A 24,891-nucleotide genomic window follows, 5' to 3' on the forward strand; every position below is an offset into this window, starting at 1 on the left:
TGAACTCCGATTCGTTCTTTTGTCCCCCGCCCCGGCGGGTTTGACCCACCGCACACCCGAAGTACCCCCCGACCCGTCCCGCGATCACACGTTCGTGGGACCTGTGAGAGAGCGTGCCCTGTGGCTGACGTACCCGCCGATCTTGCCGCAGTGTGGCCGCGAGTACTGGAGCAGCTCCTCGGAGAAGGCCGCGGACAGGGTGTCGAGGGGAAGGACGAGCACTGGATCCGCCGCTGCCAGCCCCTCGCGCTGGTCGCGGACACCGCTCTGCTCGCCGTACCGAACGAATTCGCGAAGGGCGTACTGGAGGGCCGTCTCGCGCCGGTCGTCAGCGAGACGCTGAGCCGCGAGTGCGGCCGCCCCATCCGCATCGCGATCACCGTGGACGACTCCGCGGGCGAGCCGCCCGCCCCCGCGGCACCCGTGCAGCAGCCGCCCAAGCCGCGCTACGAAGAGCCCGAGCTGCCGTCCGGCCCCTCGTACGAGGAACGGTCGTACGACGGTTACGGCCGCCACCGCGCCCCCGAGCAGCCGCCGGCCGAGCCGCAGCCCCGCGCCGACCAGCTGCCCGCCGGGCGGGCGGACCAGCTCCCGGTCGTACGCCCGGCGTATCCCTCCGAGTACCAGCGCCGCGAGCCCGGCACCTGGCCGCGGCCCACGCAGGACGAGTACGGCTGGCAGCAGCCGCGGCTCGGCTTCCCCGAGCGCGACCCGTACGCGTCGCCGTCGTCCCAGGACGCCTACGGCTCCGGCCCCGAGGGCTACGGCTCCGGACCCGACGCCTACGCCTCGCCGTCCTCGGACTACCGCTCGCAGGGCAGGGACCGGCCGCCGTACGAGCAGCAGCGCGGCGAGTACGACAGCCCGCGCAGCGAGTACGACAACCCGCGCGCCGATTACGACTCCGGGCGCCCGGATTACGACCCCTCCCGCACCGAGTACGACCAGCGCGACCCCGTCCGCCGCGAGCTGCCCGAGCAGCCGCCGGTCGGCGGCCCGGCGCACCGCGGGGGCCCCGGCCGCCCGGACCTGCCCCCGACCGGCGCCCCCGGCCCGCTGGCCGCACAGCCCGCGCCCGCGAGCGGGCCCGGCGAGCCGACGGCGCGACTGAACCCGAAGTACCTCTTCGACACGTTCGTGATCGGCGCCTCCAACCGGTTCGCGCACGCGGCGGCGGTCGCCGTCGCCGAGGCACCGGCGAAGGCCTACAACCCCCTTTTCATCTATGGGGAGTCGGGGCTCGGCAAGACGCATCTGCTGCACGCCATCGGGCACTACGCGCGCAGCCTCTACCCGGGCACGCGCGTGCGGTACGTGAGCTCGGAGGAGTTCACCAACGAGTTCATCAACTCCATCCGCGACGGCAAGGGTGACAGCTTCCGCAAGCGCTACCGCGAGATGGACATCCTGCTCGTCGACGACATCCAGTTCCTCGCGGACAAGGAGTCGACGCAGGAGGAGTTCTTCCACACCTTCAACACGCTCCACAACGCGAACAAGCAGATCGTGCTGTCCAGCGACCGGCCGCCGAAGCAGCTGGTCACGCTGGAGGACCGGCTGCGGAACCGTTTCGAGTGGGGCCTGATCACCGACGTCCAGCCGCCCGAGCTGGAGACGCGCATCGCGATCCTGCGCAAGAAGGCGGTCCAGGAGCAGCTCAACGCCCCGCCGGAGGTGCTGGAGTTCATCGCCTCCCGGATCTCGCGGAACATCCGTGAGCTGGAGGGCGCGCTGATCCGGGTGACGGCGTTCGCCTCGCTCAACCGGCAGCCGGTCGACCTCGGCCTGACCGAGATCGTCCTGAAGGACCTGATCCCCGGCGGGGAGGATTCCGCTCCGGAGATCACGGCCACGGCGATCATGGCGGCGACCGCGGACTACTTCGGACTGACCGTGGACGACCTGTGCGGCACCTCGCGCGGGCGCGCACTGGTCACCGCGCGGCAGATCGCCATGTACCTGTGCCGGGAGCTGACCGATCTGTCGCTGCCGAAGATCGGCGCGCAGTTCGGCGGGCGCGACCACACCACCGTCATGCACGCCGACCGCAAGATCCGTGCGCTGATGGCCGAGCGACGGTCCATCTACAACCAGGTCACCGAGCTGACGAACCGCATCAAGAACGGCTGACGTGCGCTGACGCCGGCTGTACGGCGACGTCGAGGGCGCCCTCGGGACACGTGTCCCGGGGGCGCCCTCTGGCATGACGGTCCACAGCAGCCTGTGTCCCTGGGGGCGCCCGGTGCGGGCGTGCGGGCCGGGTTGGTCGCTCACCGGCGCCGGCAAGGTGCTGCTGCTGCGCCGACCCGTGCAGCGGCTGCGCGCGCGTGTCCGCAGGCTGTGGCGTGTTCCTCGATCGCCATCGGGTGTTCGATTACCTGCCTGGTTACGGCCACTCTCCACAGATTCGCTGAGTTTCTTCCGTCCACATCCTGGGGACTGTGGAGTTGTCCCGAACGGCGTCCACAGGCAGCCTGTTCCTGCGCCGTCCGCCCAGCTCAGTTGCCTGTGGAATCGTGGACGAGCGATCTCCACAGACTGTGGACGAAGGAAGGATCCACAGGCTGTGGGCGAAGTTTTCCACTGACGACCCACAGGCCTGGGGCGGTTGTCCCCAGTGATCGCCGGCTTCTCCACATGGCTGTCCACTGTTCGGCAACGCGACGCACCCTCTCACCGCCTCGAGTGAAAGCCGTCACACGAAGGTGCCGGATTGGGGTGTGGGAAACGTGGGTAAACCTGGGGACGCAGCTGGGGAGAACTGCCCTCGGGCTGTGGGCGAGGTGTGCAGAACTTTGTGTTCTCCACAGATACGCCCGGTTGTCCACCGCCTCCACCCACAGGCCCAGTGGACAAAATCTTGGCTCTGAGCTGGGAAAACGAGGTTATCCACGGTATCCACAGGCCCTACTACTACTCCCGACTAGAGAGAGTTCGGCAATCGTTTTGAAGCGGGGCCTGTGCACAACTCGCTGTCTCGCGTCCGGCTGCCTCCCGGAGCGACTTGACCCCGACGGGCACCTACTGTCAGTGCGGTGCGTCAGACTGGTCCCCGGTGTCCTTCCCTTCGCAGTGGGCGGTGACACCGAGTCGGAGGACTCAGTAGCAACAGCAGGAGGCGGCTTACGGTGAAGATCCGGGTGGAACGCGACGTACTCGCGGAGGCAGTGGCGTGGGCGGCACGCAGCCTCCCGGCCCGTCCGCCGGCGCCTGTCCTCGCCGGCCTCCTTCTCAAGGCCGAGGACGGCCAGCTGAGCCTGTCGAGCTTCGACTACGAGGTCTCCGCGCGCGTGTCCGTGGAAGCCGAGGTCGAGGAGGAGGGCACCGTCCTCGTCTCCGGCCGGCTCCTCGCCGACATCTCCCGCGCTCTCCCCAACCGACCGGTGGAGATTTCCACAGACGGTGTACGGGCGACCGTGGTCTGCGGGTCCTCCCGGTTCACCCTGCACACCCTGCCTGTGGAGGAGTACCCGGCGCTGCCGCAGATGCCGAACGCCACCGGCACCGTCCCCGGCGAGGTCTTCGCGGCCGCCGTGTCCCAGGTGGCCATCGCCGCCGGCCGTGACGACACGCTGCCCGTCCTTACCGGTGTGCGCATCGAGATCGAGGGCGACACGGTCACCCTGGCCTCCACCGACCGCTACCGCTTCGCCGTCCGCGAGTTCCTGTGGAAGCCGGAGAACCCGGAGGCCTCCGCGGTCGCCCTGGTCCCGGCCAAGACGCTCCTGGACACCGCCAAGGCGCTCGGTGCCGGTGACAGCGTGACGCTGGCGCTGTCCGGGTCGGGTGCGGGCGAGGGTCTGATCGGTTTCGAGGGCGCGGGGCGGCGTACGACCACGCGGCTGCTCGAGGGCGACCTGCCGAAGTACCGCACGCTGTTCCCGACCGAGTTCAACTCGGTCGCCGTGATCGAGACCGCGCCGTTCGTGGAGGCCGTCAAGCGTGTGGCGCTGGTGGCCGAGCGGAACACCCCGGTGCGGCTGAGCTTCGAGCAGGGCGTGCTGATCCTGGAGGCCGGTTCCAGCGACGACGCACAGGCTGTGGAAAGGGTCGACGCCCAGCTGGACGGCGACGACATCTCCATCGCCTTCAACCCGACGTTCCTGCTGGACGGTCTGAGCGCGATCGACTCCCCGGTGGCCCAGCTGTCGTTCACGACGTCCACGAAGCCTGCGCTGCTCAGCGGGAAGCCCGCGGTGGATGCCGAGGCCGATGACGCGTACAAGTACCTGATCATGCCGGTCCGGCTCAGCGGCTGAGCGTTTTCCACAGCTGTGCACAGTGCCGGGTGCCTGTTGTGGGTGCCCGGCTCCGGTGTCCGCCGGGGCGGACTCGCGTGCCGGAGCATCGAGAAGCAGCAGGTCAGAGGCCTATCGCATGAGCGCGTATGCCCACAGCTGTGCGGGAGTGGCCGGGTTTAGGCTCGGCTCGGCACGAAGGTGCCTCTCACGCCACACAGCGACCTAAGGAACACAACTGATGGAGCTCGGTCTCGTCGGCCTCGGCAAGATGGGCGGCAACATGCGCGAGCGGATCCGCCGCGCGGGCCACACCGTCATCGGATACGACCGCAACGCGGACCTCGCGGATGTCCACAGCCTGGAAGAGCTTGTGGGCAAGCTCAGCGGTCCGCGCGTGGTCTGGGTGATGGTCCCGGCCGGCGAGCCCACCCAGTCGACCATCGACCAGCTGGCCGAGCTGCTGGAGCCCGGTGACGTGGTCGTGGACGGCGGCAACTCCCGCTGGACGGACGACGAGAAGCACGCCGAGGAGCTGGCGGCCAAGGGCATAGGCTTCGTCGACTGCGGCGTCTCCGGTGGCGTCTGGGGCCTGGAGAACGGGTACGCGCTGATGTACGGCGGCGACGCCGAGAACGTCGCCAAGGTGCAGCCGGTCTTCGACGCGCTCAAGCCGCAGGGCGACCTCGGTGCGGTGCACGCCGGCAAGGTCGGCGCGGGCCACTTCGCGAAGATGGTCCACAACGGCATCGAGTACGCGATGATGCAGGCCTACGCCGAGGGCTGGGAGCTGCTGGAGAAGGTCGACTCCGTGGAGAACGTCCGCGAGGTCTTCCGCTCCTGGCAGGAGGGCACCGTCATCCGTTCCTGGCTGCTCGACCTCGCGGTCAACGCGCTGGACGACGACGAGCACCTGGAGGGCCTGCGCGGTTATGCACAGGACTCCGGTGAGGGACGCTGGACTGTGGAGGCCGCGATCGACAACGCGGTGCCGCTGCCGGCGATCACCGCGTCGCTGTTCGCGCGGTTCTCCTCCCGCCAGGAGGACTCGCCGCAGATGAAGATGATCGCCGCGCTGCGCAACCAGTTCGGCGGTCACGCCGTAGCGAAGAAGTAATCCACAAGGACCCGCAGGGATCCACAGGGCCGCGCCGCGAGCCCCGTGATCCACAGTCCGTCAGCACTCCGGGGAAGGCCGGCGAAACGACCATGCACGTCACGCATCTTTCGCTGGCCGACTTCCGCTCGTACGCCCGGGCCGAGGTTCCGCTCGACCCGGGCGTCACCGCCTTCGTCGGGCCCAACGGGCAGGGCAAGACCAACCTGGTGGAAGCGGTCGGATACCTCGCCACCCTCGGCAGCCACCGGGTCGCCTCCGACGCGCCCCTGGTCCGGATGGGCGCCGAGCGGGCCGTCATCCGGGCGCAGGTCCGGCAGGGCGAGCGGCAGCAGCTGGTCGAGCTGGAGCTGAACCCGGGCAAGGCCAACCGGGCCCGCATCAACCGGTCCTCGCAGGTCAGGCCGAGGGACGTGCTGGGGATCGTGCGGACCGTGCTGTTCGCGCCCGAGGATCTCGCGCTGGTCAAGGGGGATCCCGGGGAGCGGCGGCGGTTCCTGGACGAGCTGATCACGGCCCGGTCGCCGCGTATGGCCGGGGTGCGCTCGGACTACGAGCGTGTCCTCAAGCAGCGGAACACCCTGCTCAAGACGGCCGCGCTGGCGCGCCGGCACGGCGGGCGGTCCATGGATCTGTCCACGCTGGACGTGTGGGACCAGCATCTCGCGCGCGCGGGCGCCGAGTTGCTCGCCCAGCGCCTCGACCTGATCGCCGCGCTGCACCCGCTGGCCGACAAGGCGTACGAGCAGCTGGCCCCCGGCGGCGGTCCGCTGGCGCTGGAGTACAAGCCGTCCGCGCCCGGCGAGGCCCACGCGCGCGAGGATCTCCACGCCCAGCTGATGGCGGCCCTGACGGAGGCGCGCAAGCAGGAGATCGAGCGCGGCGTCACCCTCGTAGGCCCCCATCGGGACGATCTGATTCTCAAACTCGGTCAGCTGCCCGCCAAGGGGTACGCCTCCCACGGCGAGTCCTGGTCCTTTGCGCTCGCCCTGCGCCTGGCCTCCTACGACCTGCTGCGGGCAGAGGGCAACGAGCCGGTGCTGGTCCTGGACGACGTCTTCGCCGAGCTGGACACGCGCCGCCGGGAGCGGCTGGCCGAGCTGGTGGCCCCCGGCGAGCAGGTGCTGGTCACCGCCGCCGTGGACGACGACGTACCGCACGTACTGGCCGGGGCGCGGTACGCCGTGTCGGACGGGACGGTGGAACGCGTATGAGCGCCGACGAACCCGCCCCCCGGCTCCCGGAGAAGAACGGGAACGAACCTTCCGGCGTCGACCTCGCGCGCGTGGCGTTGCGCGCGGCGAAGGAACAGGCACGCGCGCGTGGGGACGCGGCGCGGCAGAAGAAGCAGGCCCGGCGCGGTGGTGGACTGCGTTCCGGCGCGCGCGCCGACGGCCGCGACCCGATGGCACTGGGCGCCGCGATCAACCGGCTGCTGACCGAGCGCGGCTGGGAGACCCCCGCGGCGGTGGGCGGTGTGATGGGCCGCTGGCCGCAGATCGTCGGCGAGGACCTGGCCAAGCACTGTGTGCCGCAGCGGTACGACGAGGACGAGCGCGTGCTGGTCGTGAGCTGCGACTCCACGGCCTGGGCGACCCAGCTGCGGCACCTCGCGCCCGCGCTGGTCGCCCGCCTCAACGAGGATCTGGGGCACGGCACCGTACGGATGATCAAGGTGCTCAACCCCGGCGGCCCGGCCCGCCGCTACGGTCCGCTGCGGGCTCCGGGAAGCTCCGGACCCGGCGATACGTACGGGTGACGTACATCACGTCCGCAGGTGGGACCGTGCCGCCGGCGTGCGGCCGTGTCACCGGTGTGGAGAGCCGCCGCGGCACCGGCGGACCGCCATCTGACCCCCCGGTAGCCAAGGGTTGACGGCTCGAAGCGCTGAGTGCCGCTGTGAGCCCCTTGGAGCCCCCATCCGTATATCGGGACCCGATCGAGGCCGGTTCAGGGCGGCACATGGGGACTCAGGTACCGGCAAACCCCCATCGATGTCAGAGCTACCGGTAGACTGGAAGACAATCCCGCCCCATCGTGGGGACCGCCCGGGAAAAGCTGAGCAACGCTGATCAAGGCTTACCACCGCAACATGCCGCAGCCGCTCCGGCAACCCGCCGACGAGCCCGGCTCGTGCTGTGCCAGAAAGGGCGCTTCGTGGCCGATTCCGGCAACCCCAACGAGAACATCCCGTCCACCGACGCCGGCGTGCTCGGCGAGCCCGCCGAGGCCCCCGTGAACAGCAGCGAGGCCGCGGCCTCCGCCTCCTACGACGCCAGCGCCATCACCGTGCTCGAAGGGCTCGACGCGGTCCGCAAGCGGCCCGGCATGTACATCGGTTCCACGGGCGAGCGCGGTCTGCACCACCTGGTGTACGAGGTCGTCGACAACTCGGTCGACGAGGCGCTGGCCGGGTACGCGGACACGATCGACGTCACGATCCTCGCCGACGGCGGCGTCCGGGTCGTCGACAACGGTCGTGGCATCCCGGTGGGCATCGTGCCCTCCGAGGGCAAGCCGGCCGTCGAGGTCGTGCTGACCGTGCTGCACGCGGGCGGCAAGTTCGGCGGCGGCGGTTACGCCGTCTCCGGCGGTCTGCACGGTGTGGGCGTGTCCGTCGTGAACGCGCTGTCCACGAAGGTCGCCGTCGAGATCAGGACCGACGGTCACCGCTGGACGCAGGACTACAAGCTCGGCGTCCCGACGGCCCCCCTCGACAAGCACGAGGCGACGGACGAGACCGGCACCTCGGTCACCTTCTGGGCCGACCCCGACATCTTCGAGACCACCGAGTACTCCTTCGAGACGCTGTCGCGGCGTTTCCAGGAGATGGCGTTCCTCAACAAGGGTTTGACGATCAAACTCACCGACGAGCGCGAGTCGGCGAAGGCCACCAGCGGTGCGGACGAGGCGGGCGCGGACGAGAAGGCCGAGGTCAAGACCGTTACGTACTACTACGAGGGCGGCATCGTCGACTTCGTGAAGTACCTCAACTCCCGCAAGGGAGAGACGGTGCACCCCACCGTCATCGACCTGGAGGCGGAGGACAAGGACAAGAGCCTGTCCCTCGAGGTCGCGATGCAGTGGAACAGCGGCTACAGCGAGGGCGTGTACTCCTTCGCGAACATCATCCACACCCACGAGGGCGGCACGCACGAAGAGGGCTTCCGGGCCGCTCTGACGTCGCTGATCAACAAGTACGCGCGCGACAAGAAGCTGCTGCGCGAGAAGGACGACAACCTCACCGGTGACGACATCCGTGAGGGTCTGACCGCGATCATCTCGGTCAAGCTGAGCGAGCCGCAGTTCGAGGGCCAGACGAAGACCAAGCTCGGCAACACGGAGGCCAAGACCTTCGTGCAGAAGGCGGTCTACGAGCACCTCAACGACTGGCTGGACCGCAACCCGGTCGAGGCCGCGGACATCATCCGCAAGGGCATCCAGGCGGCCACCGCGCGCGTGGCGGCCCGCAAGGCCCGCGACCTGACCCGCCGCAAGGGCCTGCTGGAGTCGGCGTCCCTGCCGGGCAAGCTCTCCGACTGCCAGTCGAACGACCCCACCAAGTGCGAGATCTTCATCGTCGAGGGTGACTCCGCCGGCGGCTCGGCCAAGTCCGGCCGGAACCCGCAGTACCAGGCGATCCTCCCGATCCGCGGCAAGATCCTCAACGTGGAGAAGGCCAGGATCGACAAGATCCTGCAGAACCAGGAGATCCAGGCGCTGATCTCGGCCTTCGGCACGGGTGTGCACGAGGACTTCGACATCGAGAAGCTGCGCTATCACAAGATCATCCTGATGGCGGACGCCGACGTCGACGGCCAGCACATCAGCACCCTGCTGCTGACCTTCCTGTTCCGCTTCATGCGGCCGCTGGTCGAGGCCGGGCACGTGTACCTGTCCCGCCCCCCGCTGTACAAGATCAAGTGGGGCCGGGACGACGTGGAGTACGCCTACTCGGACCGCGAGCGCGACGCCCTGATCGAGATGGGCCGCCAGCGTGGCAAGCGCGTCCGCGAGGACTCGATCCAGCGCTTCAAGGGCCTCGGCGAGATGAACGCCGAGGAGCTGCGCGTGACCACGATGGACCAGGAGCACCGGGTCCTCGGCCAGGTCACCCTGGACGACGCCGCCCAGGCCGACGACCTGTTCTCGGTCCTGATGGGCGAGGACGTCGAGGCCCGGCGCCAGTTCATCCAGCGCAACGCCAAGGACGTCCGCTTCCTCGACATCTGAGTCGGTCTCAGCTGACCGCACCAGGAAGGATCTTCACCAGCAATGGCCGACGAGAACACTCCGGAAACCCCTGAGACCGAGGGCGGCGAGCTCGCGATGCGTGTCGAGCCCGTCGGGCTCGAGACGGAGATGCAGCGTTCGTACCTGGACTACGCGATGTCCGTCATCGTGTCCCGTGCGCTGCCCGACGTCCGGGACGGCCTCAAGCCCGTCCACCGGCGCGTGCTGTACGCGATGTACGACGGCGGCTACCGCCCCGACCGCGGCTTCTACAAGTGCGCCCGTGTCGTCGGTGACGTCATGGGCAACTACCACCCGCACGGCGACAGTTCGATCTACGACGCCCTGGTGCGCCTCGCGCAGCCGTGGTCGATGCGGATGCCGCTGGTGGACTCCAACGGCAACTTCGGCTCCCCGGGCAACGACCCGGCGGCCGCCATGCGGTACACCGAGTGCAAGATGGCGCCGCTGTCGATGGAGATGGTCCGCGACATCGACGAGGAGACCGTCGACTTCACGGACAACTACGACGGCCGCTCCCAGGAGCCGACCGTCCTGCCGGCCCGCTTCCCGAACCTGCTGATCAACGGCTCGGCCGGCATCGCGGTCGGCATGGCGACCAACATCCCGCCGCACAACCTGCGCGAGGTCGCGGCCGGCGCCCAGTGGTACCTGGAGAACCCGGAGGTCTCGCACGAGGAGCTGCTGGACGCGCTCATGGAGCGCATCAAGGGCCCGGACTTCCCGACCGGCGCCCTGGTGGTGGGCCGCAAGGGCATCGAGGAGGCGTACCGCACCGGGCGCGGCTCCATCACGATGCGCGCGGTGGTCGAGGTCGAGGAGATCCAGGGCCGGCAGTGCCTGGTGGTGACCGAGCTGCCGTACCAGGTGAACCCGGACAACCTGGCGCAGAAGATCGCCGACCTGGTGAAGGACGGCAAGATCGGCGGCATCGCGGACGTCCGCGACGAGACCAGCTCCCGCACGGGCCAGCGGCTCGTCATCGTCCTGAAGCGGGACGCGGTCGCCAAGGTCGTGCTGAACAACCTGTACAAGCACACCGACCTGCAGACCAACTTCGGCGCCAACATGCTGGCGCTGGTCGACGGCGTGCCGCGGACCCTGTCCCTGGACGCGTTCATCCGGCACTGGGTGACGCACCAGATCGAGGTCATCGTCCGCCGTACGCGCTTCCGGCTGCGCAAGGCCGAGGAGCGGGCGCACATCCTGCGCGGTCTGCTGAAGGCCCTGGACGCGATCGACGAGGTCATCGCCCTGATCCGGCGCAGTGAGACCGTCGAGATCGCGCGCAGCGGCCTGATGGACCTGCTGGAGATCGACGAGATCCAGGCCAACGCGATCCTCGAGATGCAGCTGCGGCGCCTGGCGGCCCTGGAGCGGCAGAAGATCGTCCAGGAGCACGACGAACTCCAGGCGAAGATCAACGAGTACAACGAGATCCTCGCCTCCCCGGTCCGCCAGCGCGGGATCGTCAGCGAGGAGCTGGCCGCGATCGTCGAGAAGTACGGCGACGACCGTGCGACCAAGCTGATCCCGTACGAGGGCGACATGTCCATCGAGGACCTGATCGCCGAGGAGGACATCGTCGTCACGGTCACGCGTGGCGGCTACGTCAAGCGGACCAAGACGGACGACTACCGGGCGCAGAAGCGCGGCGGCAAGGGCGTGCGCGGCACGAAGCTGAAGGAAGACGACATCGTCGACCACTTCTTCGTCTCCACCACGCACCACTGGCTGCTGTTCTTCACGAACAAGGGCCGGGTGTACCGGGCGAAGGCGTACGAGCTGCCCGAGGCCGGCCGGGACGCGCGCGGGCAGCACGTGGCGAACCTGCTCGCGTTCCAGCCGGACGAGGCGATCGCGGAGATCCTGGCGATCCGTGACTACGAGGCGGCGCCGTACCTGGTGCTGGCCACCAAGTCCGGTCTGGTCAAGAAGACGCCTCTGAAGGATTACGATTCGCCCCGCTCCGGCGGCGTGATCGCGATCAACCTGCGCGAGCGTGAGGACGGAAGCGACGACGAGCTGATCGGCGCCGAGCTGGTCTCGGCCGACGACGATCTGCTTCTGATCAGCAAGAAGGCACAGTCGATCCGGTTCACCGCCTCCGACGAGTCCCTGCGCCCGATGGGCCGCGCCACCTCTGGCGTGAAGGGCATGAGTTTCCGTGAAGGCGATGAACTTCTGTCGATGAATGTTGTTCGACCCGGTACGTTCGTGTTCACTGCCACCGACGGCGGGTACGCGAAGCGGACCGTTGTCGACGAGTACCGCGTCCAGGGTCGCGGCGGCCTCGGTATCAAGGCCGCCAAGATTGTGGAGGACCGTGGTTCGCTCGTCGGGGCGCTGGTCGTCGAGGAGACCGATGAGATCCTCGCGATCACCCTCTCCGGCGGTGTGATTCGCACGCGAGTCAACGAAGTCAGGGAGACGGGCCGTGACACCATGGGCGTCCAGCTGATCAACCTGGGTAAGCGCGATGCCGTGGTCGGTATCGCACGTAACGCCGAGGCGGGGCGCGAGGCGGAGGAGGTCGACGGCGAGGAGGTCGTCGACGCCGTCGAGGGCGACCAGGCCATCGGCACGGACGAGGGTGAGGCGCCCTCGGCCGAGTAGCACGAGGAGAGTCATCGTGAGCGGAGCCACGGGCGCCGGATCGGCCGGTACCCCCACGGGTACGGAAACGGACGGCGGCGGCCGTGGCTCCGCCGCTCACGGGGCGGGCGCGGGAAGTGCGAGCGACCCGCACACGACCAACCTGAAGCCGGTGCAGGCGTCCGCGAAGGACTCCGCCGGCACGTCTGGATCCCAGGGGGGAACTGTGACGGACACCCGAGGTCCGGCCGCGGCCGGCGAGGCGCAGTCGTCGTCTCCCCTCCCCGGGGAGCGGCGCCCGGAGCAGCCCTCCGGGCCGTACCACCCGCCGCAGGCCTATCCGGCGCAGACCCCGGCCGGCGCGGTACGGCGGCCGCGTACGGGCGCTCGTACGGCGCCGCGCACCCGTAAGGCGCGGCTGCGGGTGGCCAAGGCCGACCCGTGGTCGGTGATGAAGGTCAGCTTCCTGCTGTCCATCGCGCTCGGCATCTGCACGATCGTCGCCTCGGCTGTGCTGTGGATGGTCCTGGACGCAATGGGCGTGTTCTCGACGGTCGGCGGCACGATCTCGGAGGCGACCGGCTCGAACGAGGCGAACGGTTTCGACCTCCAGGCGTTCCTGTCGCTCCCCCACGTGCTGACGTTCACGACGATCATCGCGGTCATCGACGTGGTCCTGGCCACGGCGCTCGCGACACTGGGTGCGTTCATCTACAACCTCTCCGCGGGCTTCGTGGGCGGCATCGAGCTGACCCTGGCGGAGGACGAGTGAACCGCCGTCCAGCGCGTGGGTGACGGTCCCCCGACAACCGATTTTGGGACTGACGTGGTCGTGCGCTAATCTTCAGGAGTCAGCGCGCGGGACACACACCGCAGTGCGCGGCGGGGCTATAGCTCAGTTGGTTAGAGCGCATCCCTGATAAGGATGAGGCCACAGGTTCAAATCCTGTTAGCCCCACCAGCGAAAAGACCCCCAGTCGATTACGACTGGGGGTCTTTGACATCTACGGCTGACGTCAACCGATGAGTCGATCTTCGCCTGGGCGACCTCGGGATGGACGGGTCAGAGGCCGGCGGAGCCCTCAATGACCAGGAGGGTGCCGATCACGGCCAGGACAACGGCGGTGATCGTCGCGTTGTGGGTCTCCAGCCATGTTCGCGCCCGACCCAGCGGGGTCAGAATGCGGTTCCCGGTGACGAGGTGCAACAGCAGCGGGAGTGCGGCTGTGGAGGCGGCCACCGCAGTGAAGATCGCCAAGGCGGCGACGCTGCTACCAGGGCCGAGCTGCGCGGCACCAATGGTCAGCCCGGCCGCCGCGGACAACAGGAAGATCTTCGGATTGGCAGCGGACAGGAGCAGGCCCAGCCGCAGGGCCTTGGATGGGGTGGCGTCGGTCAAGGTCTGCATCCAGGCCGGGGTTCCCTTCTTCCCGGAACGCCACTGCAGTACGGCAACCCCAAGCAGGACCACGCCGAGTCCGACCTTGGTCCAGGAGGCCCAGGCAGGGGTCTCCTCGCGCCTCTCGATGCCGGCGGCGAACGCGGTGAGCACGGATGCGACGGCCACGATTCCGGCCGACCAGCCGGCCAGGAAGGCGGCGACGGTCACCCTGGCCCTCTGGGTGAACAGAAGCAGAATCGCCGGAACCACGGCAAACGGTGACAGCGCGATGGCGAGTGCGAGCGGTGTCACCTCACCGATCACGATTCCCACTTGGCCACCTTCCTTGAGGCGACGCTTCACGCATCCCCTCTACACTCGCATCAATTCCTCCCATACCTCGTAAATGTCACTTTCGGATCCGGATGAGCCGATATCCCGCCCCTCAGATCCAGCGCTGTGAGTCCACCTCTGTCAGCGAGTTGTGCGGGGTGTCATCGCGTGGCGGGCATGAAAAGGCCCGACCGCTGGCGACGGGGGATGCACCAGCGATCGGGCTGTGGCCAAGGGTAACAAGCCTGGGCGCCTTGTGGGGGCAAGTCGGTCGGGAATAAGTCAGGTTGGCCGATCAGTGACCGCACGGAGGGTCGTAGGAGAGGCGGGGCAGGTACTCGTGCCACTTCTGCGGGGTCAGTACGCCGCGGGTGACCGAGCAGATGTGATCGATCGCCGCGGTGGGGTCCAGGCTCCACAGGCGGACCGTGTCCGTGCCGCTGGAGAGTCCGAGGACGTTGCTCCGGCTGAACCACAGGAAGGTGCCGGACCTGGCGTTGGGGCTCATCGACTGGCCGATGGGCGTCGCCGAGGCGGGGTCGGTGACGTTCCACAGCCGGACCGTGTCGTCGTTGCCGCCGCTGGCCAGAACATGCCCGTCCGGGCTGAACGTCAGCAGCTTGACCGCCTCGGTGTGGCCGGTGAGCGGCGCGCCCAGCGCGGTCGCCGAGGCGGGGTCGGTGACGTTCCACAGCCGGACCGTGTCGTCGTCGCTGCCGCTGGCCAGAACATGCCCGTCCGGGCTGAACGCGATCGCGTTGACAGGTCCCGAGTGGTCCGTGAGCCGGCCGAGCGCGGTCGGTCGGGCCGGGTCCGCGACGTTCCAGAGGCGGACCGTGCTGTCCGCGCTGCCGGAGGCGAGGGTCCGCCCGTCGGGGCTGAAGGTGATCGCGTTGACGTAGCCCCGGTGGCCCGCCAGCGGCTTGCCGAGCGCGGTGGGGTGCCCGGGGTCGGTGATGTCCCACAGCTGGACGGTGGTGTCGTCGTAGGCGGTGGCGAGGGTGCGGCCGTCCGGGCTGAAGGCGAGCGTGGCCGGCCCCGCGAAACGCGTCCGCAGGGCGATGGGCGATCCGGCGACGACCGGGTGCGCAGGATCGCTGACGTTCCACAGGTACACCGCATGGTCGTAGGTGAGGACGGCGAGGACGCGGCCGTCGGGGGAGAACCGCAGCGAACGATGGCCGGCGTCCCCGCGCATGAACGGCTTGCTCAGCAGCACCGGCCGGTCGGGCCGCGTCACGTTCCACAGCCGGAGCCTGCCGTCCCGCGCCGCCGTGCCCAGCACCCGTCCGTCCGGCCGGAACGCGCCGGTGCGGCCGACGATGTCCGAGGTGGGCAGCGACCACAGACGCACCTTGCTGTCGCCGCTGCCGGTGGCCAGGGTCCGCCCGTCGGGGCTGAACCCCAGGGCGTACATCTCCCCGCTGCTGCCCGCGAGCGGCTCCCCGACCTGCGACGGGGACGAGGGGTCGCTGACGTTCCACAGGCTCGCCGTGCTGTCCGCGCTCGCGGCGGCGAGCCTGCTGCCGTCCGGGCTGAACGCCACCGACCAGATCGGACCGGTGTGCCCGGCCAGCGGTGAGCCGAGCGCGGACGGGTGGGCGGGGTCGGTGACGTTCCACAGCCGGATCGTGTCGTCCGCGCTGCCGGAGGCGAGGGTGTGCCCGTCCGGGCTGAACGCCACCGAGTGCACGAGGTCCGTGTGGCCCTTCAGCGCGGTGCGGTACGGCTTCGGACGGCGCGGGTCGGCCGTGTTCCACAGCAGGATCGTGTCGTCGTCACCGCCCGCCGCGAGGGTGCGCCCGTCGGGGCTGAACGCGAGGCCGCGCACCGCGGCGCTGTGCCCGCGCAGGGCGCCGAGGGCACTCGGGCGGCGCGGGTCGGCCACGTTCCACAGACGTACCGTGTGATCCTCGCCGGCCGAGGCCAGGGTGCGTCCGTCGGGGCTGAAGGCGATCAGGTAGATCGTGCCCCGGTGGCCGGCGAGCGGCGTGCCGAGCGGCTTCGGGTGGGCGGGGTCGGTGACGTCCCACAGCCGGATCGTCCCGTCGTCGCCGGCGCTGGCGAGGGTGTGTCCGTCCGGGCTGAAGACGGCGCTGCTCACCCAGCTGGTGTGGCCCGTGAGAGGTGTGCCGAGCGGCTTGGGCCGGCGTGGGTCGGCCACGTTCCACAGCCGCACGGTCCGGTCGTAGCTGGCGGTGGCCAGTGTTCTGCCGTCGGGGCTGAAGGACGTGAGGTAGACGGCACCGGTGTGGCCGGACAGGGGGGTGGCCAGCGGCGTGTTCACGATCGAGAGCAGTCGGCTGTCCGTGCCCTCGTCGTCCGGGCGCAGATGGTGGGCGACCAGGTCGAGCTGGGCGGCCAGGGACGGATCCGTGCGCTGGACCCGGTCGGCCTCGGCGAGCACCTGCTCAAAGACGGCGTCGTCCCGCTGCTGCCAGGCGATCACCGCCGAGCCGCCCGCGACCAGGGCCAGCACGACCAGCGCCGACACCGCGGCCCGGCTGAGCCACACCGTGCGCTTGCGCAGCCGTACCGCGGCGGCCAGGAACTCCACCGCGCTGCGGGTCAGATACGTGTCCCCGGCCGACCGTGCCCAGGTGCGCGCCTGCTCCAGCCGGGAGCCCCGGTAGAGCAGCGAGCTGTCCCGGTCCGAGTCCTCCCAGGCCCGGCCGTCTTCCTCCAGCCGTTGGCGCAGCAGCTGGTCGCCCCGGTCGTCGTCGATCCAGTGCCGCAGCCGGGGCCAGGCGTGCAGCAGCGCCTCATGGGTGATCTCCACGGTGTCCGCGTCCAGTGTCACCAGCCGGGCCCGTACGAGGGCCTCCAGGGACTCCTCCGTCTTGCCGGGGTCCGCCGACTCCTCCGCGAGCTGTCGCCGGGTGCCGCGCCGCCGTGTGGCCTGGGTGTCCTCGCCCAGCCGGACCAGGCGCAGCAGGAGCAGCCGGGCTGCCGTACGGGCCGCGGGATCCAGCCCCGACCAGGCGCGCTCGGCGGTCGCCGCGACCGCCCCCTGGATCCCGCCCGCCGCGCGATAGCCGGCCAGTGTCAGCCGTCCGGCCTTGCGGCGCTGCCAGGTGGCGAGCAGGGCGTGCGAGAGCAGCGGGAGCACACCCGCGTCGTGTGCCCCGCGCGGTCCGTCGGCGCTGACCTCGCGGACGATCAGCTCGGCGAGCCCCGGTTCCAGCTCCAGACCCACCGCCTTGGCCGGACCGGTCACCGCGTCCCGCAGTTCGGTGCTGGTCAGCGGACCGAGCACCATGTGCCGGTGCTGGAGGGCGTCGGCCAGTTCGGGGTAGCCGAGGCACTGCTCGTAGAAGTCGGCGCGGATGCCGAGGACGACGAGCACCGGGGCGGGCTCGCCGGAGCCGGCGGGCGGGGTGCAGGCGGCGTGCAGGAGCTGGATGAACGTACGCCGGTCCGCTTCGTCGGAGCAGAGGGTGAAGGCTTCCTCGAACTGGTCCACGACGACGACCGGGCGGCACCGGTCGGCCGTCTCGCGGCGGGCCCACGCCGACACGGCCTCGCGGGCCGCTCGGGCCACTCCGGGGGAGTCGGAGCCGGGAACCGCCGGATCCTCCGTGGCCTCCTGTTCGGCCCGGCGCGCGGCGGCGGCGACAGTGCTGAGATCCGGGATGCGGCGAACCAGCTCGCCGAGGGGGTCGGCACCGGGGACGAGGTGCAGGACGCAGTCGGCGGCGGCTTCCTCGGGAGCCTGAGGTGCGGCGCTCGTGTGCGGTCTGCCGGTGCCGGGCCCGTCACGCAGCGCGCCGCCACGTACGGCGGGGACGAGGCCGGCGTTCAGCAGGGAGGACTTCCCCGCTCCCGAGGCGCCGACCAGCATCACCAGGCCGCCGGTCTGCTCGGCGGCGCGGAGCTGGGTGATGAGCGCGCTCGTGCTCCGTTCGCGGCCGAAGAACCACCGGGCGTCCTCCTGCCGGTAGGGGGCGAGCCCCCGGTAGGGGCAGACGCCCCCGGTGACGGGCGGGGTCTGGGCGGGAGATTGCCGGCTCTCCTCGGCGGGCGGCGGGGGCCGGTCGCCCACCGGGTCGGCCAGCGCGCGTTCCCACAGCCGTTGCCAGTGTGCGAGGTCGTACAGGCCCGTGGAGACCGGAGCGGGCCGCAGCCGCCGTGCCTCCGGGATCAGGATGTGCAGCACCGCCGCGAGGGCGGTGAACTGGGCCGGCACGTTCCTGGCCCGGCGCCAGTCGCTGATCCGCTGCGCGGATACCCGTACGGGCCGCCCGCGCTCGTCGACCCGCTGTAGCCGTACGACCGCCTCGGCGACGCTCTTGAGGGGAGGGTTTCCAGCCTCCTTGTACAGCAGCGCAAGGCGCTCGGCGAAAGCTGTGCGTGCCCCTGAGTCGGAACTCAAGGTCCCACCCCTTACTTCCCCCCCGCATCTGGATGTCCGGACCGGAAAACCCACCCTATACGGCTGACCTGCGGATAAGCAGCGGACCGGAGGCCACGGTCTCCTCGCCGTGGGCAACAGATGGCAGGATCCGGACCCGGTAGCGGACCCGTCACACACCGTCCGAACAGGCCACGGCCCCGTGCTCGGACAGACAGCCCTGAGCATCGAAGGATCTCGGCCAACTTCGATCGAAGGTCAGCCCTCTGAATCGGCTCCCTTTTTCGACCGTGCCGAGCCGACGCGGCACAGGTCGACACCTCGCACCGTCCGGCACCGGTCCCCACGAGGGGAGGGACCGGTGCCGGACGGGCCGGGGCAATGGGTGGATCCGGTGACGTTTCACGTGAAACACCGCTCACATGGTGTGCCAGTGCCGCGGTGGCGGCGGCGTTGCGGGCGCGGCAGGCGTCCGGGGTCGGTGGCGGGCACGGTGAGCGACTGGACCGGCGGGCGCAGCGCAGGGCGGTATGGCCGACGGGGGCGCGAGCCTGTTCCAGGCGGCCTGGATATCTGACGGGGTGTCAGATATGGTCTCCCGTCGGCGACTGTTCCCGAAGGTGAGCGTCCCGTTCCCGAAGGGGTGAGTGTCATGCAACGTCCCCCGTGCCCGCGACCGCCCGGTCTTCCGCGCTGGGTCGCGATGTTCCACCAGCCCGCACAGGACTCCTGGACGGTGGGCGCCGAGTCCCCCGAGCGGGCTCCCGTGCTGTACGCCGTCGGCGACATGACCCAGACCGTGCGGGCGCGCGGAGAGGAGGTGACGGTCGCCTTGTGGGGGCCCAAGGACGGCGCCTGGCACCTCTTCGACGCCCCGGCCGGCAGGGCCTCCGCTCCCGCCCCGGCCACCTCGGCCGACCGGCCCGCGCCCGGCGCCGGCGAACCGGCCAAGCTCGCGGAACGCATGACGGACCGCCGGCACCAGGTGCTCATGGCCGGCCTGAGCAAGGCAGGCCTGTACGACCTGAGCGCCGAGGACGGCGAGGCGGTGCGGACGATGGCCGACCTGCTCGACGAGCCCACGGTCCGTCGGGTGGCCCACTGGCTCTCGGCCGCGGGTGGGGGGCGGTAGCGCGAGCAGGGCGATGGCGGGAATGGGATCGGTTCGGCGGGCGGTGGCGCGAACAGGGCTGGTTCGGCGGGCGGTTCGCCGGGCAGTGACGTCCAGGAAGCCACCGTCCAGGACTGGAGGACGCATGAAGGTCTCCGTCGACCGCTCCCTGTGCTACGGCTCTGCCGAGTGTGCGCACCGGGCGCCGGCCGTGTTCGCGTTCGAGGACGGCTACGGCGTCGTACGGCCCGGCCGGGAGGGGACCGCCGACGACCCGCAGGTCCAGGAGGCGGCCGAGAAGTGCCCCTCGCAGGCGATCGTGCTCACCGAGTAGGCAGGCGGCGCGCACGCATGGAGTGGCTCATGTGGTGGGCGACGTGCCGGCGGGCCCGGCGGGATAGGACCACCTGAAGTCTGCCAAGGCGCGGGCGCGGGCCTCGGCGATCGCCATCCGGGCCGTGCGCTCGACGGGGTCGACATGGGACGCCTGGCCCGTGACCTGGCCCTCCCACTTGCGGTACAGCAGGCCGGCCTCCGCCGAGAACCAGCCGCGGCTCACCGCGTCCAGCGCCAGCAGCAGGCCCGTGTCCTCGGACGCGGGCAGGGCCATCCAGCCGCCGAGCGCGATGAGCAGCTCGCGCCGGACGCACAGGGTCGCCGGATGGACCGGTGCGCGGAAGTCGTTCCGCTTCCAGTGATCGAGCACGACACCGCGTTCGAGCGGGCCGTCGTCCGGATCGCCCGGGAAGCCCACCGTCGAGCCGTCCGGCAGCAGGTCGAGGGCCCGGGATGTCGTCCAGCCCACGCTGCGGTGCTCCTCCAGCGCGGCCACGTCGCGGGCCAGCGCGCCCGGCGTGAGCAGGTCGTCGGCGTCCAGGACCTTCACATACGCGCCCCCGGCGCGGGCCAGCGCGATGGTGCGGGCGACTCCGGGCCCGCCCGGCCGGCCCTGGCCGAACTTCACGCGGGTGTCGTCCGGGACGTACGGGCGGACCTCGTCCGTCGTACCGTCCTGCTGGATCACCCACTCCCACTGCCAGTCGCCGGGAAGCCGCTGCTCGCACAGGGACGCGTAGGCGTCGGGCAGGAAGCGTGCGGACGGGCCGTGGACAGCGGTGACAACGGTGACGAGCCGGGTCACGGCAGCGCTCACCACCTTTCCGGGATCGTTGGACGCATGTTCCGGGATCGTTGGACGCGTGATCGGTCCGCCGGTCATGGTTCCAGGTGAGAAAGCGCGAGACCCCCGGCCGTACCCGGCCGGGGGTCTTCCGTGTCGACTGTTGCGTACGCAAGTCGCCGTGTTGTCGAGACGTTGCGGTACTGCGTGGGGACGGGGCTCAGCAGTCGAGCCTGGCCGTCGAGGGTCCTTCGGGGGTGGTCGCGCCGTCCGTCTGGGTTTCGGTGAGGGGGCGGTGCCGGCAACTGGGGGACTTTCCGTGGGCCTCGGCCCGGATGCGCTGCTTCATCGTGGGGGGCAGGGCACTGGCATGGGATCGTGACCAGTGACGTGGCGCCGGGATCGTCGGGACCGTCGGGATGGTCCGGTGCGCTGTGCCGGTGCTCGGGCCCTCGTTCCTGGGTGCGGCCGCCGCGGTCGTGGCGGTCGTGGTGGTGACGAGTCCGAGCGCGGTGCACAGCGCGAGGAAGGCGGTGACGATGGCGGTCCACAGGTTCATGACCTTGTTCTGGGTCATGGCCCCTCACTTTCGGGTTGGGCGATTTGCGTACTTTGTTCATGATGTGTATGCGGCTCGCGAAGTGGTGGACCGACGCCCGTGGCGCGTCGATGTTCCGATGAACACCACCCGGATGGCCGCAAGAGGGCCGGAAAACCCCAAAACCTGGTGAGGGTGAGCGAAGGGGGAGCAAAGTAACCGTCCGTGGAGGTGTGATCACCCTCCGATCGGAATGGCGTCCGACCTGGCCTATTGCGCTGCCGGAGGCGGGAGTTGGGGCCCGACGCAGATCACCGATCGATATCGGTCGGTGTGTATAGTCGGGCGCCAGAGGTCCCCTACGTCAAGGAAAGACGAGGTCGCGCGGTGAAGAAGCTGCTCCTGGTCGCACTGGCCGCCATCGGCGGGCTCCTCGTGTACCGCCAGATCCAGGCGGATCGCGCCGAGCAGGATCTGTGGACGGAGGCGACTGACTCCGTGCCCACGGGTTCGTGAGTGCCGATACCAGAATCTGAAACAGGCCCCGACCGCCCTTCGCGGTCGGGGCTTTGTGTTGCCCGCGGTCCCGTCCGTGTGTTGCGGGGGCTCGCGGGGTGCTGTACACGCGGGCCACTCCCCACCGGGCGTTGCCGGGCGTTTCGGACGGCCGTCCGCGTTGCCCGGATGGCGCACGGCCGTACGGGGCAGGATGGAGCCCGGTCCGGCACGACTGGGGAGGGCGGCACGTGTACGACTGGGGAGGGCGGCACGTGTACGACTGGGGAGGGCGGCACGTGCGGGAGCGAGGGCGGCACACGGCGTGGTGGCGGCGCCACAGGCGCCGAGCGGTCACCGGCGCCCTGCGGACGGCCCTGCTGACCGGGCTGTGCGCGCTGCTCGTCCTGCCGGGCGGTACGGCGGCCGCGTACGGGAACGCGACCGCCGAGAACGGGTCGCCGCAGCCGTACACCTTCGCGCCCGGCGCCCGAACCGTCGCGGGCGCGACCGAGGCCGCGACGGCCCCACGGCTGGACGCGGGCCGCACCTACCGCAGCACCCTCCCGAGGAACGGCACGCTCTACTACCGCCTCGAACTCGAGGCCGGCGACACGGCCTACGTCCCCGTCACCGCCGTACCCCCGGCGAACGCCACCGTCTCCGCCACCGACGGCATCAGCGTGTCGGTCCAGGACGCCACCGGAACGCCCTGCTCCTTCGCGGGCGCCCGCTTCGGCGCCGGGCTCAGCCCGCGCCCGGTCACCGCGCTGGGGCAGCGGGAGACCGGCAAGGCACTGTGCCAGGGCCGGGGGACGTACTACGTGGTCGTCCGACGCCTCGACGACCAGGGCTCCGGTACGGCCGCCCCGGCACCGCGCTGGGACCTGGAGATCGCGCCCGTCACCGAACCGCGTACTGCGCGGGCCGGGGCCACCTCCGCCCCGCAGGCCTGGGACTCCGCCACCCCCGAGCCGCTCACCGGCGAGCCCCGCGACCGGCCCGGCGGCGCCGGGTTCGCCTCCGCGAGCCCGCTGGGCCAAGGGGTCTGGCAGACGTCCCTCGTACCCGGCGAGACGCGGTTCTACAAGGTGCCGGTCGACTGGGGCCGACAGCTCCACGCCTCCGCCGACCTGGGCGGCGCAGCCGGTCACGGCTATGTCGGCGGTGCCCTGAACCTCTCCCTCTACAACCCCGTCCGCGGCTACGTCGAGGACACCGCCCTCGGCTACACCGGCACGCCGAAGCCCGCCGTGCTCGACCCGCTCCCGCCGGTGGAGTACGCCAACCGCTACGCCGTTCCGGCCGGGGTGACCTCCGTCCGCTTCGCCGGCGACTACTACCTGGTGCTGCATCTCAGCGAGCAGATGGCCGGCCCGTTCGGGCGGGGGCCCTTCCGGGTGACCCTGAGGGTCCGGGTGGCCGGGCGGGCGCACGCCGGACCGGAGTACGCCGGGCGACCCGTGCCGGGGGAGGTGTTCACGGTCACGGAGCAGGACCGGGACGCCGCGCTCACCGGGACCTCCGCCGGCGGGGACGACCCCCTGATGAGGCTGGTCGCGATCGGCGGGATCGGCCTGGGCACGGTGCTGCTGCTGGTGCTCGCCGGCTGGACGGTGACCGCGCGGCGGACCCAGCGGGCTCAGGGGGTTCAGGGAGTTCAGACGCGGGTCAACGCCCAGAAGCCCACGGCATAGCAGGCCAGTGCCAGCAGCAGGATCGGGATCGCGACCTGGGCCGGTGGCCCGGGCCGCCGATTCCGCCTGGCCCGGCGCCCACCGCGCCCGCGCCCGTGCCCGGGCACGGGCGCGATCGGCCGAGCGGGAAGGGGAACCTGCGCGTCCTGAGCGGTGTACGAAGCAGTAGAGGCATCGGCACGATGCCCCGCCATCGTGCCGGGGGAGGGCACGGAGCTCCAGGGGGTGTGCGGAGTTCGGGGAGTGTGCAGGGCCTGGGGAGTGCGCGGAACTTGGGGAGTGTGCGGGCTGTCGCTCTGGGAGCCGGTGTACGGCTCGTGGAGGGGGAGTCGAGAGGGGCGGGAAGGATGGGAGGGGGTGGGGAGCTGCTGGACGGGCGGGGGGTACGGGGAGGGGTCCACGGCCTGGGGTACCCGCGGTGTGCCGTACCGGTCCTGCTCGTCGGCAGGGGCGGAGGCCGAGGGGTCCTGGGGCGGCGGCAGACGGAAACTGCCGGTGTCCGAGAGCGAACCGGTGCCCGCGTCGGCATCCGTGTCCCCGGCCGGTTCCAGAGCGACTCCGGAGGCCTTCTTGAGGGGGCCGTCGGGGCCGAACCCAGATGGAAGCGGGCCGAGTTGGTCGAATATCTCGATCAGCTCGTCATCGGGTTCGGGCTCCGGGAGGAGTTCCGCCGCCGACGCGAGCGCCTTGCGCGCACCCGTGGCGGTGCGGAAACGCGCGGCCGGGTCGGGCTGGAGGAGGGTGGCCACGACCTGCCACAGCGGTTCCGGGATGCCCTTGGGCGGTCCGGGCGTCCCGTTCTCCAAGAAGTACTGCACGAGCGCCTTGGCGTCGGGCTTGGCGCCTTCGAGCAGATACAGCGCGACCAGGCCCACGGCGAACAGGTCGGCGGGAAAGTCGGGTTCGGAACCGAGCATCTGCTCGGGGGCGAGGTAGCCGGGCGTGCCGACCACGAGGTTGGTCTCCGTCAGGCGGGGCTCGCCGAGCCGCATGGCGATGCCGAAGTCGGACAGCCGCAGCCGTGGCCGCCCGGTCCCGGTCGCCTCGAGGAGGACGTTGGCGGGCTTGATGTCCCGGTGGATGACGTCCTCGGCATGCACGGCGGCGAGACCGGACAGGAGCTGGTCGAGCAGGGTGCACACGAACGCCGGAGGCAGCGGGCCGTAGTCGCCGACGAGGTGGACCAGGGAGCCGCCGGCCACCAGGTCCATGGTGAAGAGCACCTTGTCGTCGTCGGCCGCCCAGCTGGCCGGGGCGAGGACATGGGGGTGGTCGATCCGCAGGGCCTGCTCCCGCACGAAACGCAGCAGCGAGTGGGCGTCACGCTGCTGGAGCACCTTGGCCGCCACATAGCGCCGTCGGCGATGGTCCCAGGCACGCCATACCGCGCCCACGCCCCCGCGTCCGATCGGGTCGGCCAGCTCGTACCGGCCGGCGAACACCTCACCCATGGCAGCCCATCGCTCCTCCCCCGGAACCCGCGCCGGTCCCCCCTGCCCCCTCGTTTCCCCGCTCCCCCGGTTCATACCGACTCTCCCGCGACGAGCGACTCCACCCCGCCCACGCTCCGGGACCGGTCCACCCCCGAGGACCGGCATCCCGCGCCCCCTCGCCCCCTCACCGGACTCGGCCCCGGCCCGGCCCCGGACCCCCCTCCGCTG

General features: G+C 70.6%; 17 protein-coding genes and 1 tRNA gene. 13 read left to right on the forward strand and 5 right to left on the reverse strand.

The features are described from left to right. Positions 1 to 120 precede the first annotated feature (120 nt). From dnaA to ACFYZB_RS31270, 9 genes are all read left to right on the forward strand, one after another. A complete protein-coding gene (gene dnaA, locus ACFYZB_RS31230) occupies positions 121 to 2,130 on the forward strand; it encodes a chromosomal replication initiator protein DnaA (RefSeq protein ID WP_388764282.1) in 2,010 nt (669 codons plus the stop codon). Positions 2,131 to 3,128: 998 nt separating this feature from the next. Beyond that, the gene (gene dnaN, locus ACFYZB_RS31235; protein WP_351217355.1) at positions 3,129 to 4,259 is read left to right on the forward strand and encodes a DNA polymerase III subunit beta; all 1,131 of its coding nucleotides are present in this window, start codon (positions 3,129 to 3,131) and stop codon (positions 4,257 to 4,259) included. A 220-nt stretch (positions 4,260 to 4,479) separates the two neighbouring features. After that, positions 4,480 to 5,355, forward strand: a complete 876-nt coding sequence (gnd, locus tag ACFYZB_RS31240; protein ID WP_351217353.1) for a phosphogluconate dehydrogenase (NAD(+)-dependent, decarboxylating) — start codon at positions 4,480 to 4,482, stop codon at positions 5,353 to 5,355. A 92-nt stretch (positions 5,356 to 5,447) separates the two neighbouring features. Beyond that, positions 5,448 to 6,569, forward strand: coding sequence for a DNA replication/repair protein RecF (gene recF / locus ACFYZB_RS31245; protein WP_388764284.1), 1,122 nt, complete (start codon positions 5,448 to 5,450; stop codon positions 6,567 to 6,569). Beyond that, positions 6,566 to 7,114 (forward strand): DciA family protein, encoded by a 549-nt coding sequence (locus ACFYZB_RS31250; protein WP_351217349.1) that lies wholly within the window; start codon positions 6,566 to 6,568, stop codon positions 7,112 to 7,114. The genes recF and ACFYZB_RS31250 overlap by 4 nt, the downstream gene beginning before the upstream one ends. 374 nt (positions 7,115 to 7,488) lie before the next feature. Further along, on the forward strand, positions 7,489 to 9,588 hold the full coding sequence (gyrB, locus tag ACFYZB_RS31255; protein ID WP_351217347.1) for a DNA topoisomerase (ATP-hydrolyzing) subunit B: 2,100 nt from the start codon (positions 7,489 to 7,491) through the stop codon (positions 9,586 to 9,588). Between the two features lie 42 nt (positions 9,589 to 9,630). Beyond that, complete coding sequence (gyrA, locus tag ACFYZB_RS31260) at positions 9,631 to 12,225, forward strand: DNA gyrase subunit A (protein WP_388764286.1); 2,595 nt, start codon at positions 9,631 to 9,633, stop codon at positions 12,223 to 12,225. A 16-nt stretch (positions 12,226 to 12,241) separates the two neighbouring features. Beyond that, positions 12,242 to 12,976, forward strand: a complete 735-nt coding sequence (locus ACFYZB_RS31265; RefSeq protein WP_388764287.1) for a DUF3566 domain-containing protein — start codon at positions 12,242 to 12,244, stop codon at positions 12,974 to 12,976. A 112-nt stretch (positions 12,977 to 13,088) separates the two neighbouring features. Next, positions 13,089 to 13,165 (forward strand) — tRNA-Ile (locus tag ACFYZB_RS31270). A gap of 102 nt (positions 13,166 to 13,267) precedes the next feature. On the opposite strand, the gene ACFYZB_RS31275 is transcribed toward ACFYZB_RS31270, so the two are convergent. Beyond that, complete coding sequence (locus ACFYZB_RS31275) at positions 13,268 to 13,918, reverse strand: GAP family protein (protein ID WP_388764289.1); 651 nt, start codon at positions 13,916 to 13,918, stop codon at positions 13,268 to 13,270. 295 nt (positions 13,919 to 14,213) lie between these two features. Further along, on the reverse strand, positions 14,214 to 18,290 hold the full coding sequence (locus tag ACFYZB_RS31280) for an AAA family ATPase (protein ID WP_388764290.1): 4,077 nt from the start codon (positions 18,288 to 18,290) through the stop codon (positions 14,214 to 14,216). Between the two features lie 631 nt (positions 18,291 to 18,921). Here ACFYZB_RS31280 and ACFYZB_RS31285 point away from each other — a divergent pair. Next, on the forward strand, positions 18,922 to 19,401 hold the full coding sequence (locus ACFYZB_RS31285; protein ID WP_388764292.1) for a hypothetical protein: 480 nt from the start codon (positions 18,922 to 18,924) through the stop codon (positions 19,399 to 19,401). A 124-nt stretch (positions 19,402 to 19,525) separates the two neighbouring features. Continuing rightward, positions 19,526 to 19,714, forward strand: coding sequence for a ferredoxin (locus tag ACFYZB_RS31290; protein ID WP_351217337.1), 189 nt, complete (start codon positions 19,526 to 19,528; stop codon positions 19,712 to 19,714). A gap of 27 nt (positions 19,715 to 19,741) precedes the next feature. On the opposite strand, the gene ACFYZB_RS31295 is transcribed toward ACFYZB_RS31290, so the two are convergent. Beyond that, on the reverse strand, positions 19,742 to 20,533 hold the full coding sequence (locus ACFYZB_RS31295) for a glycosyltransferase family 2 protein (RefSeq protein ID WP_388764293.1): 792 nt from the start codon (positions 20,531 to 20,533) through the stop codon (positions 19,742 to 19,744). A gap of 187 nt (positions 20,534 to 20,720) precedes the next feature. Next, positions 20,721 to 21,077, reverse strand: coding sequence for a DUF6344 domain-containing protein (locus ACFYZB_RS31300; protein ID WP_351217333.1), 357 nt, complete (start codon positions 21,075 to 21,077; stop codon positions 20,721 to 20,723). A 348-nt stretch (positions 21,078 to 21,425) separates the two neighbouring features. Between ACFYZB_RS31300 and ACFYZB_RS31305 the strand changes: the two genes are divergently transcribed. After that, positions 21,426 to 21,554: a DLW-39 family protein gene (locus ACFYZB_RS31305; RefSeq protein ID WP_003999697.1), complete on the forward strand. Its 129-nt coding sequence runs from the start codon at positions 21,426 to 21,428 to the stop codon at positions 21,552 to 21,554. Between the two features lie 278 nt (positions 21,555 to 21,832). Further along, positions 21,833 to 23,230 carry a hypothetical protein gene (locus tag ACFYZB_RS31310; protein WP_388764320.1) on the forward strand — a complete coding sequence of 466 codons (1,398 nt, stop codon included), beginning with the start codon at positions 21,833 to 21,835 and terminating at the stop codon, positions 23,228 to 23,230. Here the strand turns inward: ACFYZB_RS31310 and ACFYZB_RS31315 are convergent. Beyond that, positions 23,194 to 24,681, reverse strand: coding sequence for a protein kinase (locus ACFYZB_RS31315; RefSeq protein WP_388764295.1), 1,488 nt, complete (start codon positions 24,679 to 24,681; stop codon positions 23,194 to 23,196). The two genes, ACFYZB_RS31310 and ACFYZB_RS31315, sit on opposite strands and share 37 nt — an antisense overlap. Between the last annotated feature and the right edge of the window lie 210 nt (positions 24,682 to 24,891).

It is taken from the genome of Streptomyces sp. NPDC001852 (genome assembly GCF_042891825.1).
GTDB lineage: Bacteria > Actinomycetota > Actinomycetes > Streptomycetales > Streptomycetaceae > Streptomyces.

Coding starts and splice junctions, on each gene's coding strand:
- gnd (WP_351217353.1), top strand. CDS start 4,480: ATGGAGCTCGGTCTCGTCGGCCTCGGCAAGATGGGCGGCAACATGCGC.
- recF (WP_388764284.1), top strand. CDS start 5,448: ATGCACGTCACGCATCTTTCGCTGGCCGACTTCCGCTCGTACGCCCGG.
- ACFYZB_RS31250 (WP_351217349.1), top strand. CDS start 6,566: ATGAGCGCCGACGAACCCGCCCCCCGGCTCCCGGAGAAGAACGGGAAC.
- gyrA (WP_388764286.1), top strand. CDS start 9,631: ATGGCCGACGAGAACACTCCGGAAACCCCTGAGACCGAGGGCGGCGAG.
- ACFYZB_RS31285 (WP_388764292.1), top strand. CDS start 18,922: ATGCAACGTCCCCCGTGCCCGCGACCGCCCGGTCTTCCGCGCTGGGTC.
- ACFYZB_RS31290 (WP_351217337.1), top strand. CDS start 19,526: ATGAAGGTCTCCGTCGACCGCTCCCTGTGCTACGGCTCTGCCGAGTGT.
- ACFYZB_RS31300 (WP_351217333.1), bottom strand. CDS start 21,077: ATGACCCAGAACAAGGTCATGAACCTGTGGACCGCCATCGTCACCGCC.
- ACFYZB_RS31315 (WP_388764295.1), bottom strand. CDS start 24,681: ATGGGTGAGGTGTTCGCCGGCCGGTACGAGCTGGCCGACCCGATCGGA.